The 20,238-nt window shown below is 67.2% G+C and carries 20 protein-coding genes; 18 read left to right on the forward strand and 2 right to left on the reverse strand.

What is annotated here, in order from left to right; all coding sequences use genetic code 11:
• Positions 1-7: 7 nt before the first annotated feature.
• Both AC1G9C_RS12320 and alaC read left to right on the forward strand, forming a co-directional pair.
• The gene (locus AC1G9C_RS12320) at positions 8-586 is read left to right on the forward strand and encodes an ANTAR domain-containing response regulator (protein WP_122109786.1); all 579 of its coding nucleotides are present in this window, start codon (positions 8-10) and stop codon (positions 584-586) included.
• Between the two features lie 154 nt (positions 587-740).
• Positions 741-1,970 (forward strand): alanine transaminase, encoded by a 1,230-nt coding sequence (alaC, locus tag AC1G9C_RS12325; protein ID WP_480410352.1) that lies wholly within the window; start codon positions 741-743, stop codon positions 1,968-1,970.
• 34 nt (positions 1,971-2,004) lie between these two features.
• Here the strand turns inward: alaC and AC1G9C_RS12330 are convergent, their stop codons facing one another.
• On the reverse strand, positions 2,005-2,397 hold the full coding sequence (locus AC1G9C_RS12330) for a hypothetical protein (RefSeq protein WP_480410353.1): 393 nt from the start codon (positions 2,395-2,397) through the stop codon (positions 2,005-2,007).
• Positions 2,398-2,545: 148 nt separating this feature from the next.
• Here AC1G9C_RS12330 and AC1G9C_RS12335 point away from each other — a divergent pair, with 148 nt between their 5' ends.
• The 11 genes from AC1G9C_RS12335 (at position 2,546) to AC1G9C_RS12385 (ending at position 12,625) form a co-directional block, all read left to right on the forward strand.
• Positions 2,546-2,860 carry a hypothetical protein gene (locus tag AC1G9C_RS12335; RefSeq protein ID WP_021445895.1) on the forward strand — a complete coding sequence of 105 codons (315 nt, stop codon included), beginning with the start codon at positions 2,546-2,548 and terminating at the stop codon, positions 2,858-2,860.
• A 387-nt stretch (positions 2,861-3,247) separates the two neighbouring features.
• Positions 3,248-4,531: a CmpA/NrtA family ABC transporter substrate-binding protein gene (locus AC1G9C_RS12340; RefSeq protein WP_480410354.1), complete on the forward strand. Its 1,284-nt coding sequence runs from the start codon at positions 3,248-3,250 to the stop codon at positions 4,529-4,531.
• Between the two features lie 12 nt (positions 4,532-4,543).
• Positions 4,544-5,395 carry a nitrate ABC transporter permease gene (gene ntrB, locus AC1G9C_RS12345; RefSeq protein ID WP_021442199.1) on the forward strand — a complete coding sequence of 284 codons (852 nt, stop codon included), beginning with the start codon at positions 4,544-4,546 and terminating at the stop codon, positions 5,393-5,395.
• Between the two features lie 10 nt (positions 5,396-5,405).
• On the forward strand, positions 5,406-6,197 hold the full coding sequence (locus tag AC1G9C_RS12350) for an ABC transporter ATP-binding protein (protein ID WP_480410355.1): 792 nt from the start codon (positions 5,406-5,408) through the stop codon (positions 6,195-6,197).
• A 102-nt stretch (positions 6,198-6,299) separates the two neighbouring features.
• Entirely contained in the window at positions 6,300-6,989 is a 690-nt protein-coding gene (locus AC1G9C_RS12355; protein WP_021442201.1) for a polysaccharide lyase family 7 protein, read from the forward strand.
• An 89-nt stretch (positions 6,990-7,078) separates the two neighbouring features.
• Positions 7,079-7,522, forward strand: coding sequence for a thioesterase family protein (locus AC1G9C_RS12360; protein WP_397484877.1), 444 nt, complete (start codon positions 7,079-7,081; stop codon positions 7,520-7,522).
• Positions 7,523-7,691: 169 nt separating this feature from the next.
• Entirely contained in the window at positions 7,692-9,134 is a 1,443-nt protein-coding gene (locus AC1G9C_RS12365; protein ID WP_480410356.1) for a c-type cytochrome, read from the forward strand.
• Positions 9,135-9,157: 23 nt separating this feature from the next.
• Positions 9,158-10,918: a cytochrome c oxidase subunit I gene (gene ctaD / locus AC1G9C_RS12370; protein ID WP_021442207.1), complete on the forward strand. Its 1,761-nt coding sequence runs from the start codon at positions 9,158-9,160 to the stop codon at positions 10,916-10,918.
• Positions 10,915-11,586: a cytochrome c oxidase subunit 3 gene (locus AC1G9C_RS12375; RefSeq protein WP_480410357.1), complete on the forward strand. Its 672-nt coding sequence runs from the start codon at positions 10,915-10,917 to the stop codon at positions 11,584-11,586. The genes ctaD and AC1G9C_RS12375 overlap by 4 nt, the downstream gene beginning before the upstream one ends.
• A 6-nt stretch (positions 11,587-11,592) precedes the next feature.
• On the forward strand, positions 11,593-12,282 hold the full coding sequence (locus AC1G9C_RS12380; RefSeq protein ID WP_021444950.1) for a heme-copper oxidase subunit III family protein: 690 nt from the start codon (positions 11,593-11,595) through the stop codon (positions 12,280-12,282).
• A 10-nt stretch (positions 12,283-12,292) separates the two neighbouring features.
• The gene (locus AC1G9C_RS12385; RefSeq protein WP_021444949.1) at positions 12,293-12,625 is read left to right on the forward strand and encodes a cytochrome C oxidase subunit IV family protein; all 333 of its coding nucleotides are present in this window, start codon (positions 12,293-12,295) and stop codon (positions 12,623-12,625) included.
• A 28-nt stretch (positions 12,626-12,653) separates the two neighbouring features.
• On the opposite strand, the gene AC1G9C_RS12390 is transcribed toward AC1G9C_RS12385, so the two are convergent.
• On the reverse strand, positions 12,654-13,208 hold the full coding sequence (locus tag AC1G9C_RS12390; RefSeq protein ID WP_021444948.1) for a hypothetical protein: 555 nt from the start codon (positions 13,206-13,208) through the stop codon (positions 12,654-12,656).
• 240 nt (positions 13,209-13,448) lie between these two features.
• On the opposite strand from AC1G9C_RS12390, the gene AC1G9C_RS12395 reads away from it, so the two are divergent.
• From AC1G9C_RS12395 to nirD, 5 genes are all read left to right on the forward strand, one after another.
• Positions 13,449-13,604, forward strand: coding sequence for a hypothetical protein (locus AC1G9C_RS12395; RefSeq protein ID WP_178082579.1), 156 nt, complete (start codon positions 13,449-13,451; stop codon positions 13,602-13,604).
• A 431-nt stretch (positions 13,605-14,035) separates the two neighbouring features.
• A complete protein-coding gene (locus AC1G9C_RS12400; protein WP_021442821.1) occupies positions 14,036-15,247 on the forward strand; it encodes a nitrate/nitrite transporter in 1,212 nt (403 codons plus the stop codon).
• 132 nt (positions 15,248-15,379) lie between these two features.
• Positions 15,380-17,047 carry a bifunctional protein-serine/threonine kinase/phosphatase gene (locus AC1G9C_RS12405; RefSeq protein ID WP_480410358.1) on the forward strand — a complete coding sequence of 556 codons (1,668 nt, stop codon included), beginning with the start codon at positions 15,380-15,382 and terminating at the stop codon, positions 17,045-17,047.
• A 354-nt stretch (positions 17,048-17,401) separates the two neighbouring features.
• A complete protein-coding gene (gene nirB, locus AC1G9C_RS12410) occupies positions 17,402-19,858 on the forward strand; it encodes a nitrite reductase large subunit NirB (RefSeq protein ID WP_480410359.1) in 2,457 nt (818 codons plus the stop codon).
• Positions 19,855-20,181, forward strand: a complete 327-nt coding sequence (gene nirD / locus AC1G9C_RS12415) for a nitrite reductase small subunit NirD (RefSeq protein WP_021442824.1) — start codon at positions 19,855-19,857, stop codon at positions 20,179-20,181. The genes nirB and nirD overlap by 4 nt, the downstream gene beginning before the upstream one ends.
• Positions 20,182-20,238 lie beyond the last annotated feature (57 nt).

Raw genomic sequence — 20,238 nt, forward strand, 5'->3', positions numbered from 1 at the left:
GTCCACGATGCTGCGTATCCTGCTGATCAACGACACCCCGAAGAAGGTCGGCCGCCTCAAGTGCGCGCTGATCGAGGCCGGCTTCGAGGTGATCGATGAGTCCGGGCTGACCATCGACCTGCCCGAGCGGGTCGAGGCCGTGCGCCCCGACGTGATCCTGATCGACACCGAGTCCCCCAGCCGCGACGTGATGGAACAGGTGGTGCTGGTCAGCCGCGACCAGCCGCGACCGATCGTCATGTTCACCGACGAGCACGACCCTGGCGTCATGCGCCAGGCGATCCAGAGCGGGGTCAGCGCCTACATCGTCGAGGGCATCCACGCCCAGCGCCTGCAGCCGATTCTCGACGTGGCCATGGCCCGCTTCGAGAGCGACCAGGCCCTGCGCGCCCAGTTGCAGGCGCGCGACGCCCAGCTGGCCGAACGCAAGCGCATCGAGCTGGCCAAGGGCCTGCTGATGAAGATGAAGAGCTGCAACGAGGAAGAGGCCTACACCCTGATGCGCCGCCAGGCCATGAGCCGCCAGCAGAAGCTGATCCAGGTGGCCGAGCAGATCATCGCCATGCACGACATGCTCGGCGGCTGAGCGCCGCTGCAGTAGCCCAGGCGCACTGCACCGGCAATTTTTCCCGCCACTGCGCTGGACAGCAGAGCTGCCGGCGCCTTATCGTCGCCTCCGGCCAGTGCAGTGGCCAACGTCGCTCGGACGGTTCCGGGCGCTTACGTACTTCGAGGAAATCATGGCCGACAACGCCAAGCGCCGCTTTGCGCGCATCGATCGTCTCCCCCCCTATGTGTTCAACATCACCGCCGAGCTGAAGATGGCCGCGCGCCGCCGTGGCGAGGACATCATCGACTTCAGCATGGGCAATCCCGATGGCGCCACGCCGCCGCACATAGTCGAGAAGCTGGTGCAGGTCGCCCAGCGCGAAGACACCCACGGCTACTCCACATCGCGCGGCATCCCGCGCCTGCGCCGCGCCATCTCGCGCTGGTACCAGGAGCGCTACGCGGTGGACATCGACCCGGAAAGCGAAGCCATCGTCACCATCGGCTCCAAGGAAGGCCTGGCGCACCTGATGCTGGCCACCCTGGACCATGGCGACACCGTGCTGGTGCCCAACCCCAGCTACCCCATTCATATCTACGGCGCGGTGATCGCCGGCGCTCAGGTGCGTTCGGTGCCGCTGGTGCCGGGGGTGGACTTCTTCGCCGAGCTGGAACGGGCGATTCGCGAATCCATCCCCAAGCCGAAGATGATGATCTTGGGGTTTCCCTCCAACCCCACCGCGCAGTGCGTGGAGCTGGACTTCTTCGAACGCGTGGTGGCCCTGGCCAAGCAGTACGACGTGCTGGTGGTGCACGACCTGGCCTACGCCGACATCGTCTACGACGGCTGGCAGGCCCCCTCGATCATGCAGGTGCCGGGGGCCAAGGACATCGCGGTGGAGTTCTTCACCCTGTCCAAGAGCTACAACATGGCCGGCTGGCGCATCGGCTTTATGGTCGGCAATAAAGAACTCGTGTCCGCCCTGGCGCGGATCAAGAGCTACCACGACTACGGTACCTTCACTCCGCTGCAGGTGGCCGCCATCGCCGCCCTGGAAGGCGACCAGCAGTGCGTACGCGACATCGCCGAGCAGTACCGCCAGCGTCGCAACCTGCTGGTCAAGGGCCTGCACGAGATCGGCTGGATGGTGGAAAAGCCCAAGGCCTCGATGTACGTCTGGGCCAAGATTCCCGAGGCCTATGCCCCGCTCGGCTCGCTGGAATTCGCCAAGAAGCTGCTGGCCGAGGCCAAGGTCTGCGTCTCGCCGGGCCTGGGCTTCGGCGACTACGGTGACGACCACGTGCGCTTCGCCCTGATCGAGAACCAGGATCGCACCCGCCAGGCGCTGCGCGGGATCAAGGCGATGTTCCGCGCCGACGGCCTGCTGCCGGCGAAGAAGGCCAAGGCCACTGACGAGTAAAGCCACCAGGGCGCCGCGAGGCGCCCTGGTCATATCAGCCGGAATAATCCAGCGCCGTCCAGGCGCGACTCAGGCCCTGGGCCAGCACGCAGCCCGGGCTGACCAACTCCTCGTTGAACGCCGCCGGCAGCAGGGTGGTTTCCCCCTCTGCCGCGCCGTGGCGCTCGGTCAGCCACTGCAGCTTGCCGCAGTTGGGCGTGTCGATCACGTAGCTGGCGGCGATGCTCGAGTGATGTCCGGGCAGGCGGATCACGTCCAGCACCCTGCCCGCCTCCTCCACGCGCCGGCCGTCGGACACCAGCACGGCCCAGGCCTGCTCGCCCTCGATCACCAGGTAGGCGCCATTGGCCTGCGGCCGTTCGATCTGCGGCTGGGCGCAGCCGCTCAGCACAGCCAATAGCACAATCGTCATCAGCATCTGTTGCATTGCCAATTCTCCTCTCGCAAGGCGTCCACCGTGCGGGGCGGACGGGTCGATGTCGCTGCAGTGGCCTCACTATTCACCAATACTGTTTATTTGTACAGTATTTTTCGTTTACCCTTGCTCTCTCGAACCAATGCACAGGAGCCGCACCATGCTGGACGTACTGCAGCTGAAACACCGGGTGAACCGCATGCCGCTGGAGCGGGTGCGTGAAATGGTCGAGGAACTGCAGCTCGAGGGCATCGTCACCGAGAACCGCACGCCCTTTAACCGCCAGCACTTCAACACCTGCTTCGCCGAGATCGAGGCACTGCTGCAGCGCGCCGGCTACCACCGCCAGCTGGATGTGGTCGGCTATCAGGGCCTGGCCTACGCCCTGTTCGACCCGGCACGCTGGGAGGCGGTGGAAGTGCTGCGCTGGCTGCGCGATTTCGTCGAGGAAGCGCGCGTCCAGCCAGCCTCCTGAGCTCGGCACCTCGAACCAAAACGGCTCAGCGGCGCCCGGCCATGCACGCCATTGGCCCACGAGCGCGCCGGCGCCGGCGGCCGCTGGGCCGCCCGGCAGGCCCCCGCCAATGGCCCCAGCCCATATCCAAGTCATTGATTTCTATCGGCTAGCCATTCGCCAGCTGAGGCCCCTGCGGCACTCGCCGTGCGCTGCCGAGAACGTCAGGGTCTTTGCCTGGAAAAACTGGCAAGCCCCTTGCTATGTCCCTGTCAACCATCCTGCGTAGCACGCCAACGGCGGCGGGCCGAGGATCACGGACAACGGCGTCCGTCAGGCCACCTCCTCTTACCGAGGCGGCCTGGCGTACGCCGTTTTTTGTTTATGTGCCTGACAAGGATTAGCCCCATGACCGATCGTGATTCGAACAAGCCCCTGGACACCAGCCGCCGCAACTTCCTCAAGCAATCCATTGCCCTCGCCGGTGCCGTTGGCGGCATCGCCGCGCTCGGCCTGTCGGCACCGGCCTCACTGCGCAGTGCGGCCTGGGCAGCCGGCTCCGACGCACCGGAAAAGGCCGCGCTGAAAGTCGGCTTCATCCCCCTGACCGACTGCGCCTCGGTGGTGGTGGCCGCCACCCAGGGCTTCGGCGAGAAGTACGGCCTGAGCATCACCCCGAGCAAGGAAGCCTCCTGGGCCGGCGTGCGCGACAAGCTCAACACCGGCGAGCTGGATGCCGCCCACGTGCTCTACGGCATGATGTACGGCGCCCAGCTCGGCCTGGCCGGGCCGCAGAAGGACATGGCGGTGCTCATGGGCCTGAACCAGAACGGCCAGGCCATCACCCTGTCAAAGCAGCTGCGCGAGGCCGGAGTGAGCAACGGCGCGCAACTGGCCGCGCACGTGAAGAAGGGCGGCACGCCGCTGACCTTCGCCCAGACGTTCCCCACCGGCACCCACGCCATGTGGCTGTACTACTGGCTCGGCAGCCTGGGCATCAACCCCTTGAGCGACGTGAAGACCATCGTCGTGCCGCCGCCGCAGATGGTCGCCAACATGCGCGTCGGCAACATGGACGGCTTCTGCGTCGGCGAGCCCTGGGGCGCGCGGGCGATCTTCGACAAGATCGGCTTCACCGCCACCACCACCCAGCAGATCTGGCCGGATCACCCCGAGAAAGTGCTCGGCACCACCCGCGCCTTTATCGAGCAGTACCCCAACGCCGCCCGCGCGCTGATCATGGCGGTGCTCGACGCCAGCCGCTTCATCGAGGCCAGCGAGGAGAACCGCAAGAGCACCGCCAAGCTGATTTCCGGCAAGGCCTACGTCAACGCGCCGGTACAGGTGATCGAACCGCGCTTTCTCGCCCAGTACGAGGACGGCCTCGGCAACAGCTGGCAGGACGAGCACGCCATGGCCTTCTGCAAGGACGGCAGCGTCAACTTCCCCTACCACTCCGACGGCATGTGGTTCCTCACCCAGTTCAAGCGCTGGGGCCTGCTCAAGGACGCGCCGGATTACGCCGCCGTGGCGGCGCAGATCAACCAGACCGCGCTCTACGCCGAGGCGGCCGGCGCCCTCAAGCTGGCCGTGCCGAGCAGCCCGCTGCGCAGCAGCACGCTGATCGACGGTGTGGTCTGGGACGGCAGCAACCCGGCCGCCTACGCCGACTCCTTCGCCATCAAAGCCTGATCGGAGGTGACCATGAATGCGCCCCTGAAAACTCCGCTGCCGCAGCTGGCCAAGCCGCGTTTCTCGCCCATGGCCCTGCTGCCCAGCGTGCAGACCCTCGGCAACGGGCTCAAGGCGGCCATCGCGCCGCTGCTCGGCATCCTCGCCTTCATCGGCCTGTGGGCCCTGCTCGCCCAGCACAGCGAGGGCCTGCCCGGCCCGCTGAGCACCTGGCAGGCCGCCCTGGTGCTGTTCGCCGATCCCTTCTACGACAACGGCCCCAACGACATGGGCATCGGCTGGAACATCCTCAACTCGCTCGGCCGGGTCGGCGTCGGCTTCGGCCTGGCAGCGCTGGTGGGCATTCCGCTGGGCTTCGCCATCGGCCGCTTCGCCTTCCTCGCCGGCATGCTGGCGCCGATCATCAGCCTGCTGCGTCCGGTGTCGCCGCTGGCCTGGCTGCCGATCGGCCTGCTGGTGTTCGAGGCGGCAGGCCCGGCATCGATCTGGGTGATCTTCATCAGCTCGATCTGGCCGATCATCCTCAACACCGCCGCCGGCGTCGCCAGCGTGCCGCAGGACTACCTGAACGTGGCCCGCGTGCTCAAGCTGTCGGAGTTCAAGGTGCTGACGCGCATCCTGTTTCCCGCCGTGCTGCCGCACCTGATGACCGGCATCCGCCTGGCCATCGGCGTGGCCTGGCTGGTGATAGTCGCCGCGGAGATGCTCACCGGCGGCATCGGCCTGGGCTTCTGGGTGTGGGACGAGTGGAACAACCTCAACGTCGAACACATCCTCATCGCCATCATCATCGTCGGCCTGGTCGGCCTGGCCCTGGAGCAGGCGCTCCTGCTGCTGGCCAAGCGCTTCGACTACGCGAATTAAGGAGCCACCCATGGACAAGTTCGTCGAGCTGACCGCCGTCAGCAAACACTTCGACACCAAGAAAGGCCGCTTCCAGGCCCTGGAAGGCGTCAACCTGAGCATCGCTCGCGGCGAGTTCGTCTCGCTGATCGGCCACTCCGGCTGCGGCAAATCCACCGTGCTCAACCTGATCGCCGGCCTGCTCGAAGCCAGCGCGGGCGGGCTGATCTGCAACGGCCGCGAGATCGACGGCCCCGGCCCCGAACGCGCCGTGGTGTTCCAGAACCACAGCCTGCTGCCCTGGATGACCTGCTACGGCAACGTCCACCTGGCCGTGGAGAAGGTCTTCGGCGCACGCGAGAGCAAGGCCCAGCTCAAGGCGCGCACCGAGCAGGCGCTGCAGATGGTCGGCCTCGCCCATGCCATGCACAAGCACCCCAGCGAAATCTCCGGCGGCATGAAGCAGCGCGTCGGCATCGCCCGTGCCCTGGCCATGGAGCCCAAGGTGCTGCTGATGGACGAGCCGTTCGGCGCCCTCGATGCGCTGACCCGCGCCCACCTGCAGGACGAGCTGCTGCGCATCGTCGGCGCCACCCACAGCACCGTGGTGATGGTCACCCACGACGTCGACGAAGCGGTGCTGCTGTCGGATCGCATCGTGATGATGACCAACGGCCCGGCCGCCACCGTCGGCGAGATCCTCAAGGTGGAGCTGGCGCGCCCGCGCGACCGCCTGGCGCTGGCCAATGACGCGCAGTACCACAGCTATCGCGGTGCGGTACTGGAGTTCCTCTACCAGCGCCAGCAGCGCCCGGCCGCCTGACAGACACGGCAACCGCTCTGGCACGCTGGTCGGAGCGGTTGAACCAATGACCGAACGGGCACACGAAGAGAGGTTCCCCCAGCCCTAGACCAAGGAAAGCCCGTGCTCGACCTCACCACCTGGAACCTCTCGATCCCCACCGATCCCAGCCCCACCACCATCAGCACCGCGCGGCTGAACAACGGCTACCAGAGCCAGTACCTGCGCCGCAACGCCGACGGCAGCCTGACCTTCTGGGTGCCGGTCGGCGGTTCCACCACCGCCGACGCCAGCTACCCACGCAGCGAACTGCGCGAGACGCAGAGCGACGGCAGCCTGAGCAACTGGCTGCACGCCAGCGCCGACAGCTACCTCAGCGCGGTGCTGCAGGTCGACCAGGTACCGAGCAAGAACAAGGTGGTGATCGGCCAGATCCACAGCAAGGACGAGCCCGGCAGCCACAACGATCCGCTGCTCAAGCTGCAATACCACTATCGCCGTGGCGTCGGTCGCCTCGAACTGCTGCTGCGCGAAAAACCCGGCGACAGCCAGGTGCAGAACATCCTGCTGGCGGACAACGTGCAGCTGGGCGAGCGCTTCGGCTACGACCTGCGCGTCACCCCCAGCGGCAGGCTCGGCGTCAGCGTGGTCAGCAAGGACGGCGACCAGGGCTCGCTGTACCGCCAGCTCGACCCCGCCTGGAGCACACAGCAGCTGTATTTCAAGGCCGGCGCCTATATCCAGGACAACGAAGGGCCGAGCGACGAGGGCGGCCGGGTGACCTTCTTTCATCTGAACAGCCTGCATCGCTGAGGCGTCGCGCCGTCATTGCCGCGGCGAATGACGGCGCCAGCCCCTGTCGCTCGCGTACAATCGCCACCCCACCTGCGACGAGACGCGCCATGGCCCGCCTGACCCTCGAGTTTCCCGAAGACCAGTACTGCTACAGCACCCACCTCACCGTGCGAGTCACCGACATCAACGGTGCCAACCACCTGGGCAACGACTCGATGATCTCGATGATTTCCGAGGCGCGGGCACGTTTTCTCTACGAGTTCGGCATCCGCGAGACCGACGGCAACGGCACCGGCATCATCGTCACCGACCTGGCCACCACCTACCGCGCCGAAGCCCATGCCCGCGACCAGTTGCTGTTCGAGGTGGGTGTGATGGACTTCAACAGGTACGGCGGCGACATCACCTTCCGCATCAGCCGTCCGGCCGACGGCACGCTGGTGGCCATGGCCAAGTCCGGCTTCGTGTTCTTCGACTACCGCCAGTCCAGGGTGGTGCCGATGCCGGCGGAGTTCGCCGCCAAGTTCCCGCGGGTCAATCGCCTCGACTGAGTCACCGCGCGCTGCCGGCCCGCGCGGCAGCCGGCGAGGCAGCGCCTATACTGGCCAGTGACGGCTCCCGCGCCGGGGCCGCCGAGCCCTGACGCCGCGATTTGCAACGCCGTTCGCCACCGGCAGGGGCTTTGTGTAGCCAGGCGCGCCCGGAACAGGATGCGGCCCCATGGCGTTTGCAATCGTCTTGATACTGCTGGTGATCGGCTCGCTGCTGTTTCACCTGCTCAGCCCCTGGCAGGCCACCGAGGCGGCGTCCAACTGGGTGTCCATCGACACCGCACTGCTGATCACCCTGCTCATCACCGGGCTGTTCTTCGTCGCGGTGTGCCTGTTCATGGTCATCGCCATCATCCGCTTCCGCCACAAGGAAGGCCGCCGGGCGGCCTACCAGCCGGAAAGCAAGAAACTCGAGTGGTGGTTGTTCGCCGTTACCAGCCTAGGCATCGTCGCCCTGCTGGCCCCCGGCCTGGTGGTCTACGACGATTTCGTGCGGGTGCCGCAGGAAGCCCGCGAGGTCGAGGTGGTGGCCCAGCAGTGGCAGTGGGCCTACCGTTTCCCCGGCGCGGACGGCCGCCTGGGTCGCTCCGCCATCAAGTGGGTCGGGCCGCGCAACCCCTTCGGCCTCGACCCCGGCGACCCGGCCGCGGCGGACGACGTGCTGGTGCAGGGCGGCGAGCTGCGCCTGCCGCTGGATCAGCCGGTCAAGGTGCTGCTGCGCTCCAAGGACGTGCTGCACAACTTCTACGTGCCGCAGATCCGCGCCAAGATGGACATGGTGCCGGGCATGGTCTCCTACTTCTGGTTCACCCCGACCCGCCTGGGCCGCTACGAGGTGCTCTGCGCCGAGTATTGCGGCGTGGCCCACTTCAACATGCGCGGACGCCTGGTCGTCGAGGAGGCCGAGGCCTTCGAGCAGTGGCTGGCCAGCCAGCCGACCTTCGCCCAGAGCCTGCGCGCCGCGCCGCCGAGCGCCGCCAGCCTGCTGGACAAGGGCCGCCAGCTGGCGCAGAACCTCGGCTGCCTGGCCTGCCACAGCCTCGATGGCAGCGCCAACCTGGCCCCGACCTGGCAGGGCCTGTACGGCAGCACCCGGCAACTGGCCGACGGTAGCAGCCTGCAGGCCGACGAGGCCTACCTGCGCGAATCCATCCTCGCCCCGCAGGCCAAGCTGGTGCAGGGTTTTCCGCCGGTGATGGTGGCCTACCGCCTGAGCGAGGAGGAACTGGCCGCCCTGCTCGCCCTGATCCAGTCGCTAAGCGACAAGGCCCCGGCCACCGAGCACGACGCTGCCAGCCCGACCGAACAGGGCCGCGCGCTGGCCGCCAGCCTGGGTTGCCTGGCCTGCCACAGCCTCGACGGCAGCGCCGGCATCGGCCCGAGCTGGCGCGGGCTGTATGGCAGCACCCGGGATTTCGTCGACGGCAGCACGGCCCGGGCCGATGCGGCCTATATTGAAGAGGCGATACGCCAGCCCAACGCCCAGGTGGTGCAGGGCTATGCCGCGATCATGCCGGTCCTGGCCGTCGACGCGGCGCAGCTCGAGGCGCTGACCGCCTTTATCGCCTCCCTCGCCGACGGCGCCGACGAGGCCGCGGATCCCTCGCCCTGAGCCCCCAGCAGGAGGATGACGCGATGGCCTATGCGCACCAAGCCGAAAGCACGGCCCTGCACGAGCCGCGCAGCTTCCTGACGCGCTATATCTGGAGCCAGGACCACAAGGTCATCGCCATCCAGTACGCGCTGACGGCGATCTTCGTCGGCCTGATCGCCCTGGTGCTCTCGGGCCTGATGCGCCTGCAGATCGGCTTTCCCGGCAGCCTGGAGTTCATGGATGCCAGCACCTATTACCAGGCCATGACCCTGCACGGCATGATCATGGTCATCTACCTGCTCACCGCGCTGTTTCTCGGCGGCTTCGGCAACTACCTGATCCCGTTGATGGTCGGCGCGCGGGACATGGTGTTCCCCTACGTCAACATGCTCAGCTACTGGTTCTACCTGCTCTCGGTGCTGGTGCTGCTGGCCAGCTTCTTCGTTCCCGGCGGCCCCACCGGCGCCGGCTGGACCCTCTATCCGCCGCAGGCGATCACCGCCGGCACCCCGGGCACCGACTGGGGCATAGTGCTGATGCTGGTGTCGCTGGCGATCTTCATCGTCGCCGCCACCATGGGTGGCCTCAACTACGTGACCACGGTGCTGCAGGCACGCACCCACGGCATGACCCTGATGCGCATGCCGCTGTCGGTATGGGGCATCTTCATGGCCTCGATCCTCGCCCTGCTGGCCTTCCCGGCGCTGCTGGTCAGCGCGGTGATGATGCTGTTCGACAGCCTGCTCGGCACCAGCTTCTTCATGCCGGCGATCATCTCCCTTGGCCAGCCGCTGGAGCACGAGGGCGGCAGCCCGATCCTGTTCCAGCACCTGTTCTGGTTCTTCGGCCACCCGGAGGTGTACATCGTCGCCCTGCCCGCCTTCGGCCTGGTCTCCGACCTGATCAGCACCCACGCGCGCAAGAACATCTTCGGCTACCGCATGATGGTCTGGGCCATAGTCGCCATCGGCGTGCTGAGCTTCGTGGTGTGGGCGCACCACATGTACGTCAGCGGCATGAACCCCTACTTCGGCTTCTTCTTCGCCATCACCACGCTGATCATCGCCGTGCCCACCGCGCTGAAGGTGTACAACTGGGTGCTGACCCTGTGGCAGGGCGACATCCACCTGACCGTGCCCATGCTGTTCGCCCTGGCCTTCATCCTCACCTTCCTGGTCGGCGGCCTGACCGGGCTGTTCCTCGGCAACGTGATAGTCGACATCCCGCTGTCGGACACCTATTTCGTGGTCGCCCACTTCCACATGGTCATGGGCGTGGCGCCGATCCTGGTGGTGTTCGGCGCCATCTACCACTGGTACCCGAAGATCACCGGGCGGCTGCTCGACGACCGCCTCGGCCAGCTGCATTTCTGGATCACCTTCCTCGGCACCTACGCCATCTACTTTCCCATGCACTACCTTGGGTTTCTCGGCATGCCGCGGCGCTACTACACCTTCGACGACTACGAGTTCATCCCGCAGTCGGCGCAGGACCTCAACGCCTTCATCACCGTCGCCGCCCTGGTGGTCGGCGTCGCCCAGCTGCTGTTCCTGTTCAACCTGTTCTGGAGCCTGGCCAAGGGCAAGCCCGCCGGCGCCAACCCCTGGCGCGCCGCCAGCCTGGAATGGCAGACCCCGCAGACTCCGCCGGTGCACGGCAACTGGGGCGCCCGCCTGCCGGTGGTGCACCGCTGGGCCTACGACTACAGCGTGCCAGGCGTGGAGCAGGACTTCGTGCCGCAGACGGTGTCGGACGAGGAGCTGCAACGGATGAAGAACGCGGCGACGGAGCGCAGGCCATGAACCGGCTCTTGCTGCGCGACGGCGAGGAACTCGGCCCCGGCGGCTGGCCGCAGACCCCGGAGACGACGCCGGCCGAGCGCCTGCACACCGCCCGGGTCGGCCTGCGCCTGCTGCTGGCGGCGATCAGCTCGCTGTTTCTGCTGTTCCTGCTGGCGTTGCTGATGCGCTCGCAGGTCGGGGACTGGCAGCCCTTGACCGACCCACTGGCGCCGCTGGCGCAGCCCTGGCCGCTGTGGCTGAACAGCGCCGTGCTGCTCGCCGCCAGCCTGTGCCTGCAGGGCGCCCGGCTGGCCGCGCGGCGCTCGCGAATGGCGACGAGCCAGCTGGCCTTCGCCGCCGGCGGGCTGCTGGCGGTGGTGTTTCTCCTCGGCCAGCTGTGGTTCTGGCAACGCGTCGCCGCCTGGGGCTATCCGCTCGCCGGCAACCCGGCCAACAGCTTCTTCTACCTGCTCACCGGCCTGCACGGCCTGCACCTGCTCGGCGGCCTGGCAGTCTGGGCCTGGGCCCTGGCCACGCGGCTGCGCCGGCCGCACGCCTTCGCCGTCGCCGTGGAGCTCTGCGCCAGCTACTGGCACTACCTGCTGGGGCTGTGGCTGCTGCTGTTCGCCGTGCTCACCAGCAGCCCGCAGACCTACCAGGCCATCGCCGCCTTCTGCGGCCTGAGGTGATCCGCCATGGCCAGTCGTCGCGAACACCCCACACCGGACACCGCCACGCCGCCCTGGCAGGCAGTCGCCGCCGACTGGGCCGCGGACAAGGAGGCCTTCCACCAGGTGCCCTGGGGCAAGGCGATGATGTGGATCTTCCTGCTCAGCGACACCTTCGTCTTCACCTGCTTCCTCACCGGCTACATGGCGGTGCGCATGACCACCACCGAGCCCTGGCCGAACACCAGCGAGGTGTTCGCCCTGACCATCGCCGGGCAGAGCATCCCGCTGATCCTGATCGCCATCATGACCTTCGTGCTGATCAGCAGCAGCGGCACCATGGCCATGGCGGTCAACTACGCCTATCGCCGCGAACGCGGGCGCACCGCCGCGCTGATCCTGGCCACCGCCCTCGGCGGCGCCGCCTTCGTCGGCATGCAGGCGTTCGAATGGAGCAAGCTGATCGAGGAAGGCGTCAGGCCCTGGGGCAACCCCATGGGCGCCGCCCAGTTCGGCGCCAGCTTCTTCATGATCACCGGTTTCCACGGCCTGCACGTGTCGATCGGCGTGCTCTACCTGTGCATCGTCGCCTGGAAGGTCTGGCGCGGGGCCTACGAGCGCACAGGCAACTACCAGAACGTCGAGATCGCCGGGCTGTACTGGCACTTCGTCGACCTGGTGTGGGTATTCATCTTCGCCTTCTTCTACCTCTGGTGAGGGACTCGCCATGGCTCAGACCCAGCAGCATCCGATCGGCCTGTACCTGAAGATCTGGGGCTTGCTGTTCGTCCTCAGCACGCTCTCCTACCTGGTCGACTACTTCCATCTCGCCGGCTACCTGCGCTGGTCGCTGATCCTGCTGTTCATGCTGCTCAAGGCCGGGCTGATCGTCGCCATCTTCATGCACATGGCCTGGGAGCGCCTGGCCATGGTCTACGCCATCCTGCTGCCGCCGTTGTGCCTGCTGGTGCTGGTGGGACTGATGGCGAGCGAGGCGAACTACGTGTTTCTCAGCCGCGTGCTGTTCTTCGGCCAGGGGCCGGCGCCCGGCGCGCCTTGAGCGGCCGGGCTGACAGCGACTGGCTAGCTCAGATGGTGCGCTTGAACTGGTGCCAGCGCTGCAACCAGGCGACTATCCAGTGCGGCGCCGCCTCGCCGGTGCCGGCATCGCTCAAGCGCGGATGATGGCCGACCACCTGGGCCAGCAGGGGCTCCTGCTCCGGCTCGACATCGACGAAGAACACGTGCTTGCCGTCTTTCAGGTACTGGCGGAAGCGACGGAAATGCGCGTTGGGCACCTGAATGCCGAAGAAGCCGCCTTCCCAGGTGCAGAAGCCGAACAACACGATGGCCAGGAAGATGAACGGCATCCAACCCGCCGCGCTGGCCGTCCAACCCAGCCAATAGGCGGCGAGCAGCACCGCGGCGGCCAGCACCAGCCCGACCAGCGCGCCGATCTCGCCGGAGTGCACCACGTCCTGCTTCATGAACGAGGGCACGTCGTGCAGGTGATGGTGCTCCACCTCGGCGTCCTGCTCGCTGAGCACGTGAATCTGCTCGGTGCTAATCCCTTGGGCTTCCAGTTCCTGCTCGACACGCTCGAGCTCGTCCAGGTTGTCGCTGATGTAGTAGTGCCGATTCATGACCCACCTCCCATCTCGCTTTGCCATGCTGCCGAGCGTCCCGCAGGCGCCGCCAGGTAGGCGGCTCGCCAGGCGGCGATTTGTCTATTTTTTGATCAGGATTGCAGTATAGCACCGCCGTTTTTTCGCCCCGAGACGCCGGACGACGGGCGATTGCGCGATTCTTGCAGCCGTCGCCGTGACAGCAGGCCATTCGTCTGCTACGCCTAGGGCAGAACAGCAAGAAAGGGGGGATTCGCCATGTCTACTCGCTATCGCCGCGCGCGCCAGGCAGGCCTGCTGAGCAACCTGCTGGCCCTGGCCCTGCTGACCCTGCCGCTGCCGACGCACGCCGCCAGCGGCGCCGTGCTCGCCGCAGACCAACCGCGCAGCCTGGTCGCCGCCGCCCGCCACTGAGCCGCTCGGCAACCAGCGACGCCCCGTCCAGGTGCATGTCGCCGCACCTGCGCCTCCTTTTGCGGCAGCCAGCCGCCAGCGCAACGCCCGAGAACCCGCACCGCCAGGCCCATAGACGATTGGCGCGGCTCTTGCTTGGACCCTGCACAAGGTAGCCAACGGCGGCCACCTCCTTCACGACAAAGACGTCGCCTCACCTCGCCTCAACGGCCAGCGGTGAAGCGGCGTTTTTTTTCGTGTTCGCCCCAGTGTCCGGGGCCGGCGCAGGCGTCGCGATCCGAACCTGCACTGCAATCGTTCAACCCTGCTGTGGCCTCGGCCGCAGGGCCGCGCGCCACAAGTGCGCAGCCTCCCCGGCAGGCGCGGCCGCCGTGTCCACGACCACGGTCGGCCGCGCCGTGCCGGGCCCCTTCTCGCTGATGAGGTGATCGATGAATACAAGTTTCTGGAAAGCCGGCCACGCCCCCACCCTGTTCGCCGCCTTCCTCTATTTCGACCTGAGCTTCATGGTCTGGTACCTGCTCGGCCCGCTGGCTGTGCAGATCGCCACCGACCTCGATCTCAACGCCCAGCAGCGCGGCCTGATGGTGGCCACGCCGATTCTCGCCGGCGCCGTGCTGCGCCTGCTGATGGGCTTTCTCGCCGACCGCCTGTCGCCGAAGACCGCCGGCCTGCTCGGCCAGGTGGTGGTCATCGTCGCGCTGTTCTGCGCCTGGCAGATCGGCATCGGCAGCTACGAGCAGGCGCTGCTGCTCGGCCTGTTCCTCGGTTTCGCCGGCGCCGCCTTCGCCGTGGCCCTGCCGCTGGCCTCGCAGTGGTACCCGCCGCAGCACCAGGGCAAGGCCATGGGCATCGCCGGCGCCGGCAACTCCGGCACCGTGCTGGCGGCGCTGTTCGCACCCGGCCTGGCGGCGCTGTCCGGCTGGCAGAACGTGTTCGGCTGGGCGCTGATCCCGCTGCTGGCGACCCTGGTGATCTTCGCCCTGGTGGCCAGGAACGCGCCGGAGCGGCCCAAGGCCAAGGCCTTCGGCGACTACCTCAAGGCCCTCGGCGACCGCGACAGCTGGTGGTTCATGTTCTTCTACAGCGTCACCTTCGGCGGCTTCATCGGCCTGGCCAGCGCCCTGCCCGGCTACTTCAGCGACCAGTACGGGCTGAACCCGGTGACCGCCGGCTACTACACCGCCGCCTGCGTCTGCGCCGGCAGCCTGCTGCGCCCACTCGGCGGCGCCCTGGCCGACCGCATCGGCGGCATCCGCTCGCTGCTGATGATGTACACCATCGCCTCGCTGTGCATCGCCGCGGTGGGCTTCAACCTGCCCAGCGCGACCGCCGCCCTGGCCCTGTTCGTCGCCGCCATGCTCGGCCTCGGCGCCGGCAACGGCGCGGTGTTCCAGCTGGTGCCGCAGCGCTTTCGCAAGGAGATCGGCGTGATGACCGGGCTGATCGGCATGGCCGGCGGCATCGGTGGCTTCTTCCTCGCCGCCGGCCTCGGCACCATCAAGCAGCACACCGGCGACTACCAGCTGGGCCTGTGGCTGTTCGCCAGCCTCGGCGTGCTGGCCTGGATCGGTCTGCACGGGGTCAAGCAGCGCTGGCGCACCACCTGGGGCAGCGCCGCGGTGACCGCCGCGCGGGTGTGAGCGAACCTTCGGCGATCCGCCGCCTTCGTAGGGTGCGCCATGCGCACCAGCGCTCTATCGTCGAGCCTAGTGCACGCGGCGCACCCTACGTTCCGAAGCGCCGAGGCAAATAAACGATCTGTGGAAACAGCCATGGCCCTGCAACTGAGCATCGGCGAAACCAGCGCCACCGGCCCGCGCAGCGAGAACCAGGACGCCCTGCGCGTGGTCACCCCGGCGCCGGCCCTGGCCGCCAGCAAGGGCTACCTGCTGGGCCTGGCCGATGGCGTCAGTCAGTGCGCCGACGGCGGCCTGGCCGCACGCGCCACCCTGCAGGCGCTGGCCCTGGACTACTACTCCACCCCGGAAACCTGGCCGGTGCAGCACAGCCTGGACCGCCTGCTCAGCGCGCATAACCGCTGGCTGCAGGCCAACGGCGGCGGCCAGCCGCTGCTGACCACCCTCACCGCCCTGGTACTGCGCGGCCGGCGCTACACCCTGGCGCATATCGGCGACAGTCGCGCCTACCTGTGGCGTGACGGCCAGCTGCTGCGCCTGACCGAGGACCATGTCTGGGAACAGCCGGGCATGCAGCACGTGCTCAAACGCGCCATGGGCCTGGATCAGCACCTGGTGGTGGACTACCGCGACGGCGAGCTGCAGACCGGCGACCGCTTCCTGCTGGTCAGCGACGGCGTCTGGGCCTGCCTCAGCGACAGGCGCATCGGCGAACTGCTGCAACAGGGCGATGACGCCGAGGCGATCTGCCAAGCGCTGGTCGGCGAGGCCCACCGCGCCGGCAGCCAGGACAACGCCAGCGCCCTGCTGGTGTACATAGGCCAATTGCCCGAGGCGGCGCTGGCCGACACCCTGGCCCAGCTCGAGCACTGGCCGCTGCCGCCGCGCCTGCGCGACGGCCAGGAGTTCGAGGGCTGGCAGGTCGAAGGCCTGCTCGGTGAATCGCGCCAGTCGCTGATCTACCGGGTGCGCGACGCGCACAATCAGCCCTGGCTGCTCAAGACCCTGCCGGCCAGCCGCGCCGGCGAGGAGCAGGCCGGCCCGGCGCTGCTGCAGGAGGAATGGTTCCTGCGCCGCGTCGCCGGCCGCCACTTCCCCGAGCTGCACGCCCTGCCGCAGCGCCAGCACCTGTATTACGTGCAGCGCGAGTACGCCGGCCAGACCCTGGCCGCGCGCCTGCAGCAGGCCGGCCCGCTGAGCCTGGCCGATTGGCAGGACCTGGCGCCGCGGCTGATCAAGGCCCTCGGCCTACTGCACCGGCGCAATGTCATCCACCGCGACATCAAGCCGGAGAACCTCTTGCTCGGCGACGACGGCGAGCTGCGCGTGCTCGACTTCGGCCTGGCCTACTGCCCGGGCCTGACCCGCGACGAGGCCCATGCCCTGCCCGGCACCCCCAGCTATATCGCCCCGGAAGCCTTCGCCGGCAGCCCACCCAGCGCCCAGCAGGACCTCTACGCCGCGGGCGTGACCCTCTATCACCTGCTCACCGGCCACTATCCCCACGGCGAGGTCGAGGCCTTCCAGCACCCGCGCTTCGGCCAACCTGTGCCAGCCAGCCGCTACCGCCCGGACTTGCCTGCCTGGCTCGATGAGGTCTTGAACCGCGCGGTAGCCGCCGCCCCGGCGCAGCGCTTCGAAACTGCCGAGGAATGGCTGCTGGCCCTGGAAAGCGGCGAGCGCCAGTCCATCGGCAGCCGCCCACGGCCGCTGCTGGAGCGCGAGCCGCTGCTGGTCTGGCGCACGGTGGCCTTGGTGTCGCTGCTGCTCAACCTGCTGCTGGCGCTGTTGCTGCTCAAATAGCGCCACTCGCACCAAAGCGGCGCAAAACGCCTCGCAAAGGTGCACAAGCAGGCTCGGCAGAAGCCGGCAAGTGCCTGAAAAGCCTGAAAAACCGTGATGTTGGAAAGTTGGCACAGGCGCTGCATTAGTCTTGGCACAAGTTGAATAAAGCGCGACCTTCAACGAAGAAGGCTGCACTTCCCGATCGAACGGGACCTGGACAAAGGCGTCCTCGCTAGGTGACTAGCGGGACGCCTTTTTTGTTTTTATGGCCTGCCATCCCTGGCGGCCACTCTTCGAGCCGTCGCGGAGCGACGTTAAAAATTGCTCCCGACAATTTTTTCGACCGTGATTTTTCTTCAGGAGATGGCCGGCATGCAAAAACTCAAGCTGGTGATGATCGGCAACGGCATGGCGGGTGTACGCACCCTCGAAGAGCTGCTCAAGCTCGCCCCCGATCTCTACGACATCACCGTGTTCGGCGCCGAGCCGCACCCTAACTACAACCGCATCCTGCTCTCGCCGGTGCTGGCCGGCGAGCAGACCTTCGAGGAGATCGTGCTCAACGATCTGGGCTGGTACGCGGAAAACGACATCAAGCTGCTGCTGGGGCGCAAGGTGGTCAAGATCGACCGCAAGAAGCGCCTGGTGATCGCCGACGACGGCAGCGAAGCCGAGTACGACCGCCTGCTCATCGCCACCGGTTCCAACCCCTTCATCCTGCCGATCCCGGGCAAGGACCTGCAGGGCGTGATCGGCTACCGCGATATCGCCGACACCCAGATGATGATGGACACCGCCAAGACCCATAAGCACGCCGTGGTCATCGGCGGCGGCCTGCTCGGTCTGGAGGCGGCCAACGGCCTCAAGCTGCGCGGCATGGACGTCACCGTGGTGCATCTGGGCGACTGGCTGCTGGAGCGCCAGCTCGATCGTACCGCCGGCGAGCTGCTGCAGAAATCCCTGGAAGACCGCGGCCTGAAGTTCCTCCTGCCCAAGCACACCGCCGAGCTGCTGGATAACGGCGAAGGCCGCGTCTGCGCGGTGAAATTCAAGGACGGCGAAGTGATCCCCGCCGACCTGGTGGTGATGGCCGCCGGCATCCGCCCCAACAGCGAACTGGCCGAGAGCGCCGGCATCGCCTGCAACCGCGGCATCCTGGTCAACGACACCATGCAGACCTATGACCCGCGCATCTACGCCATCGGCGAATGCGCCAGTCACCGCGGCATCGCCTATGGTCTGGTGGCGCCGCTGTTCGAGCAGGCCAAGGTCTGCGCCAATCACCTGGCCCAGCTCGGTTTCGCCCGTTACCAGGGCTCGGTGACCTCGACCAAGCTCAAGGTCACCGGCATCGACCTGTTCTCCGCCGGCGAATTTATGGGCGGCGAGGGAACGGAAACGATAACGCTGTCGGACCCCATCGGCGGCGTGTACAAGAAGCTGGTGATCAAGGACGACGTGCTGGTCGGCGCCTGCCTGTACGGCGACACCGCCGACGGCGGCTGGTACTTCCGCCAGATCCGCGAGAACCACAACGTCAGCGAGATCCGCGACCACCTGATGTTCGGCGAAGGCGCCATCGGCGACGTCGGTCACCAGGGCGCCGACAAGACCGCCAACATGCCCGACAGCATGGAGATCTGCGGCTGCAACGGCGTGTGTAAGGGCACCATAGTCCGGGCCATCCAGGAGAACGGGTTGTTCTCGGTCGACGAGGTCAAGAAGCACACCAAGGCCGCCAGCTCCTGCGGCTCCTGCGCCGGCCTGGTCGAGCAGATTCTGATCAGCACCGTCGGCGGCGCCGCCGACGTCAAGCCCAAGAGCGAGAAGGCCATCTGCGGCTGCTCCGACCTCAACCACGGGCAGATCCGCAAGGCGATCCGCGAGCAGCACCTGACGTCCATGGCGCAAACCATGGAGTTTCTCAACTGGAGCACGCCCAACGGCTGCGCCACCTGCCGCCCGGCGCTGAACTACTACCTGATCTCCACCTGGCCGGGCGAGGCCAAGGACGACCCGCAGTCGCGCCTGATCAACGAACGCGCCCACGCCAATATCCAGAAGGACGGCACCTACTCGGTGGTGCCGCGTATGTGGGGCGGCGTGACCAACCCGTCCGAGCTGCGCCGCATTGCCGATGTGGCCGACAAGTACAACGTACCCATGGTCAAGGTCACCGGCGGTCAGCGCATCGACCTGCTGGGCATCAAGAAGGATGACCTGCCGGCCGTGTGGAAGGACCTGGACATGCCCTCCGGCCACGCCTACGGCAAGTCCATCCGCACCGTGAAGACCTGCGTCGGCAGCGAGTTCTGCCGCTTCGGCACGCAGAACTCCACCCAGCTGGGCATCGACCTGGAGCACGACCTGTTCAACATGTGGTCGCCGCACAAGGTCAAGCTGGCGGTCTCCGGCTGCCCGCGCAACTGCGCCGAGGCCGGCATCAAGGACGTCGGCATCATCGGCGTGGATTCCGGCTTCGAGATGTATATCGGCGGCAACGGCGGGATCAAGACCGAGGTGGCCGAGTTCTTCGTCAAGGTGAAAACCGCCGAGGAAGTGCGCGAATACAACGCCGCCTTCCTCCAGCTGTACCGCGAAGAGGCCTTCTACCTCGAGCGCACCGTGCACTACATGCAGCGCGTCGGCATGGAGCACATTAAGAAGGCGGTGCTGGAGGACGAAGCCAACCGCAAGGCCCTGGCCGCGCGCCTGCACTACGCCCTGTCGTTCGAGCAGGACCCCTGGAAGGAGCGCATCGAGACGCCGCAACTGAAGAAAGAGTTCGACCGCATCAAGGTCGTGCAAATTGAGGAGGCCACCGTATGAACTGGCTGGATATCTGCGCCCTGGACGAGATCAACGTACTCGGCTCGCGCATTGTTGCAGGGCCGAAAGGCGATATCGCCATCTTCCGTACCGCGGCCGACGAGGTCTTCGCCCTCGACGACCGCTGCCCGCACAAGGGCGGCCCGCTGTCCCAGGGGCTGATCTACGGCAAGCGCGTGGCCTGCCCGCTGCACAACTGGCAGATCGAGCTGGAGTCCGGCGAGGCCGTGGCGCCGGATGTGGGCTGCGCTCACCGGCACCATGCCAAGGTGGAAAGCGGCCGCGTGCTGCTGGCCCTGAACACCGCCGCGAAGTGCGCCTAAGCCGTCCGGCGGCAGGCACGCGGTCTGCCGCCAGGCGTATTGCCCCCTAGGAGCTCC

It is taken from the genome of Pseudomonas sp. ABa2 (genome assembly GCF_056676075.1).

Bases quoted from the DNA above. Each gene is read 5' to 3' on its own strand.
- AC1G9C_RS12330 (WP_480410353.1), bottom strand. From the start codon at position 2,397: ATGCAACAGATGCTGATGACGATTGTGCTATTGGCTGTGCTGAGCGGC.
- ctaD (WP_021442207.1), top strand. From the start codon at position 9,158: ATGGCCTATGCGCACCAAGCCGAAAGCACGGCCCTGCACGAGCCGCGC.
- AC1G9C_RS12375 (WP_480410357.1), top strand. From the start codon at position 10,915: ATGAACCGGCTCTTGCTGCGCGACGGCGAGGAACTCGGCCCCGGCGGC.
- AC1G9C_RS12340 (WP_480410354.1), top strand. From the start codon at position 3,248: ATGACCGATCGTGATTCGAACAAGCCCCTGGACACCAGCCGCCGCAAC.
- nirB (WP_480410359.1), top strand. From the start codon at position 17,402: ATGCAAAAACTCAAGCTGGTGATGATCGGCAACGGCATGGCGGGTGTA.
- AC1G9C_RS12395 (WP_178082579.1), top strand. From the start codon at position 13,449: ATGTCTACTCGCTATCGCCGCGCGCGCCAGGCAGGCCTGCTGAGCAAC.
- AC1G9C_RS12405 (WP_480410358.1), top strand. From the start codon at position 15,380: ATGGCCCTGCAACTGAGCATCGGCGAAACCAGCGCCACCGGCCCGCGC.
- AC1G9C_RS12385 (WP_021444949.1), top strand. From the start codon at position 12,293: ATGGCTCAGACCCAGCAGCATCCGATCGGCCTGTACCTGAAGATCTGG.
- alaC (WP_480410352.1), top strand. From the start codon at position 741: ATGGCCGACAACGCCAAGCGCCGCTTTGCGCGCATCGATCGTCTCCCC.
- AC1G9C_RS12390 (WP_021444948.1), bottom strand. From the start codon at position 13,208: ATGAATCGGCACTACTACATCAGCGACAACCTGGACGAGCTCGAGCGT.
- ntrB (WP_021442199.1), top strand. From the start codon at position 4,544: ATGAATGCGCCCCTGAAAACTCCGCTGCCGCAGCTGGCCAAGCCGCGT.
- nirD (WP_021442824.1), top strand. From the start codon at position 19,855: ATGAACTGGCTGGATATCTGCGCCCTGGACGAGATCAACGTACTCGGC.
- AC1G9C_RS12380 (WP_021444950.1), top strand. From the start codon at position 11,593: ATGGCCAGTCGTCGCGAACACCCCACACCGGACACCGCCACGCCGCCC.
- AC1G9C_RS12360 (WP_397484877.1), top strand. From the start codon at position 7,079: ATGGCCCGCCTGACCCTCGAGTTTCCCGAAGACCAGTACTGCTACAGC.
- AC1G9C_RS12400 (WP_021442821.1), top strand. From the start codon at position 14,036: ATGAATACAAGTTTCTGGAAAGCCGGCCACGCCCCCACCCTGTTCGCC.
- AC1G9C_RS12335 (WP_021445895.1), top strand. From the start codon at position 2,546: ATGCTGGACGTACTGCAGCTGAAACACCGGGTGAACCGCATGCCGCTG.
- AC1G9C_RS12365 (WP_480410356.1), top strand. From the start codon at position 7,692: ATGGCGTTTGCAATCGTCTTGATACTGCTGGTGATCGGCTCGCTGCTG.
- AC1G9C_RS12350 (WP_480410355.1), top strand. From the start codon at position 5,406: ATGGACAAGTTCGTCGAGCTGACCGCCGTCAGCAAACACTTCGACACC.
- AC1G9C_RS12320 (WP_122109786.1), top strand. From the start codon at position 8: ATGCTGCGTATCCTGCTGATCAACGACACCCCGAAGAAGGTCGGCCGC.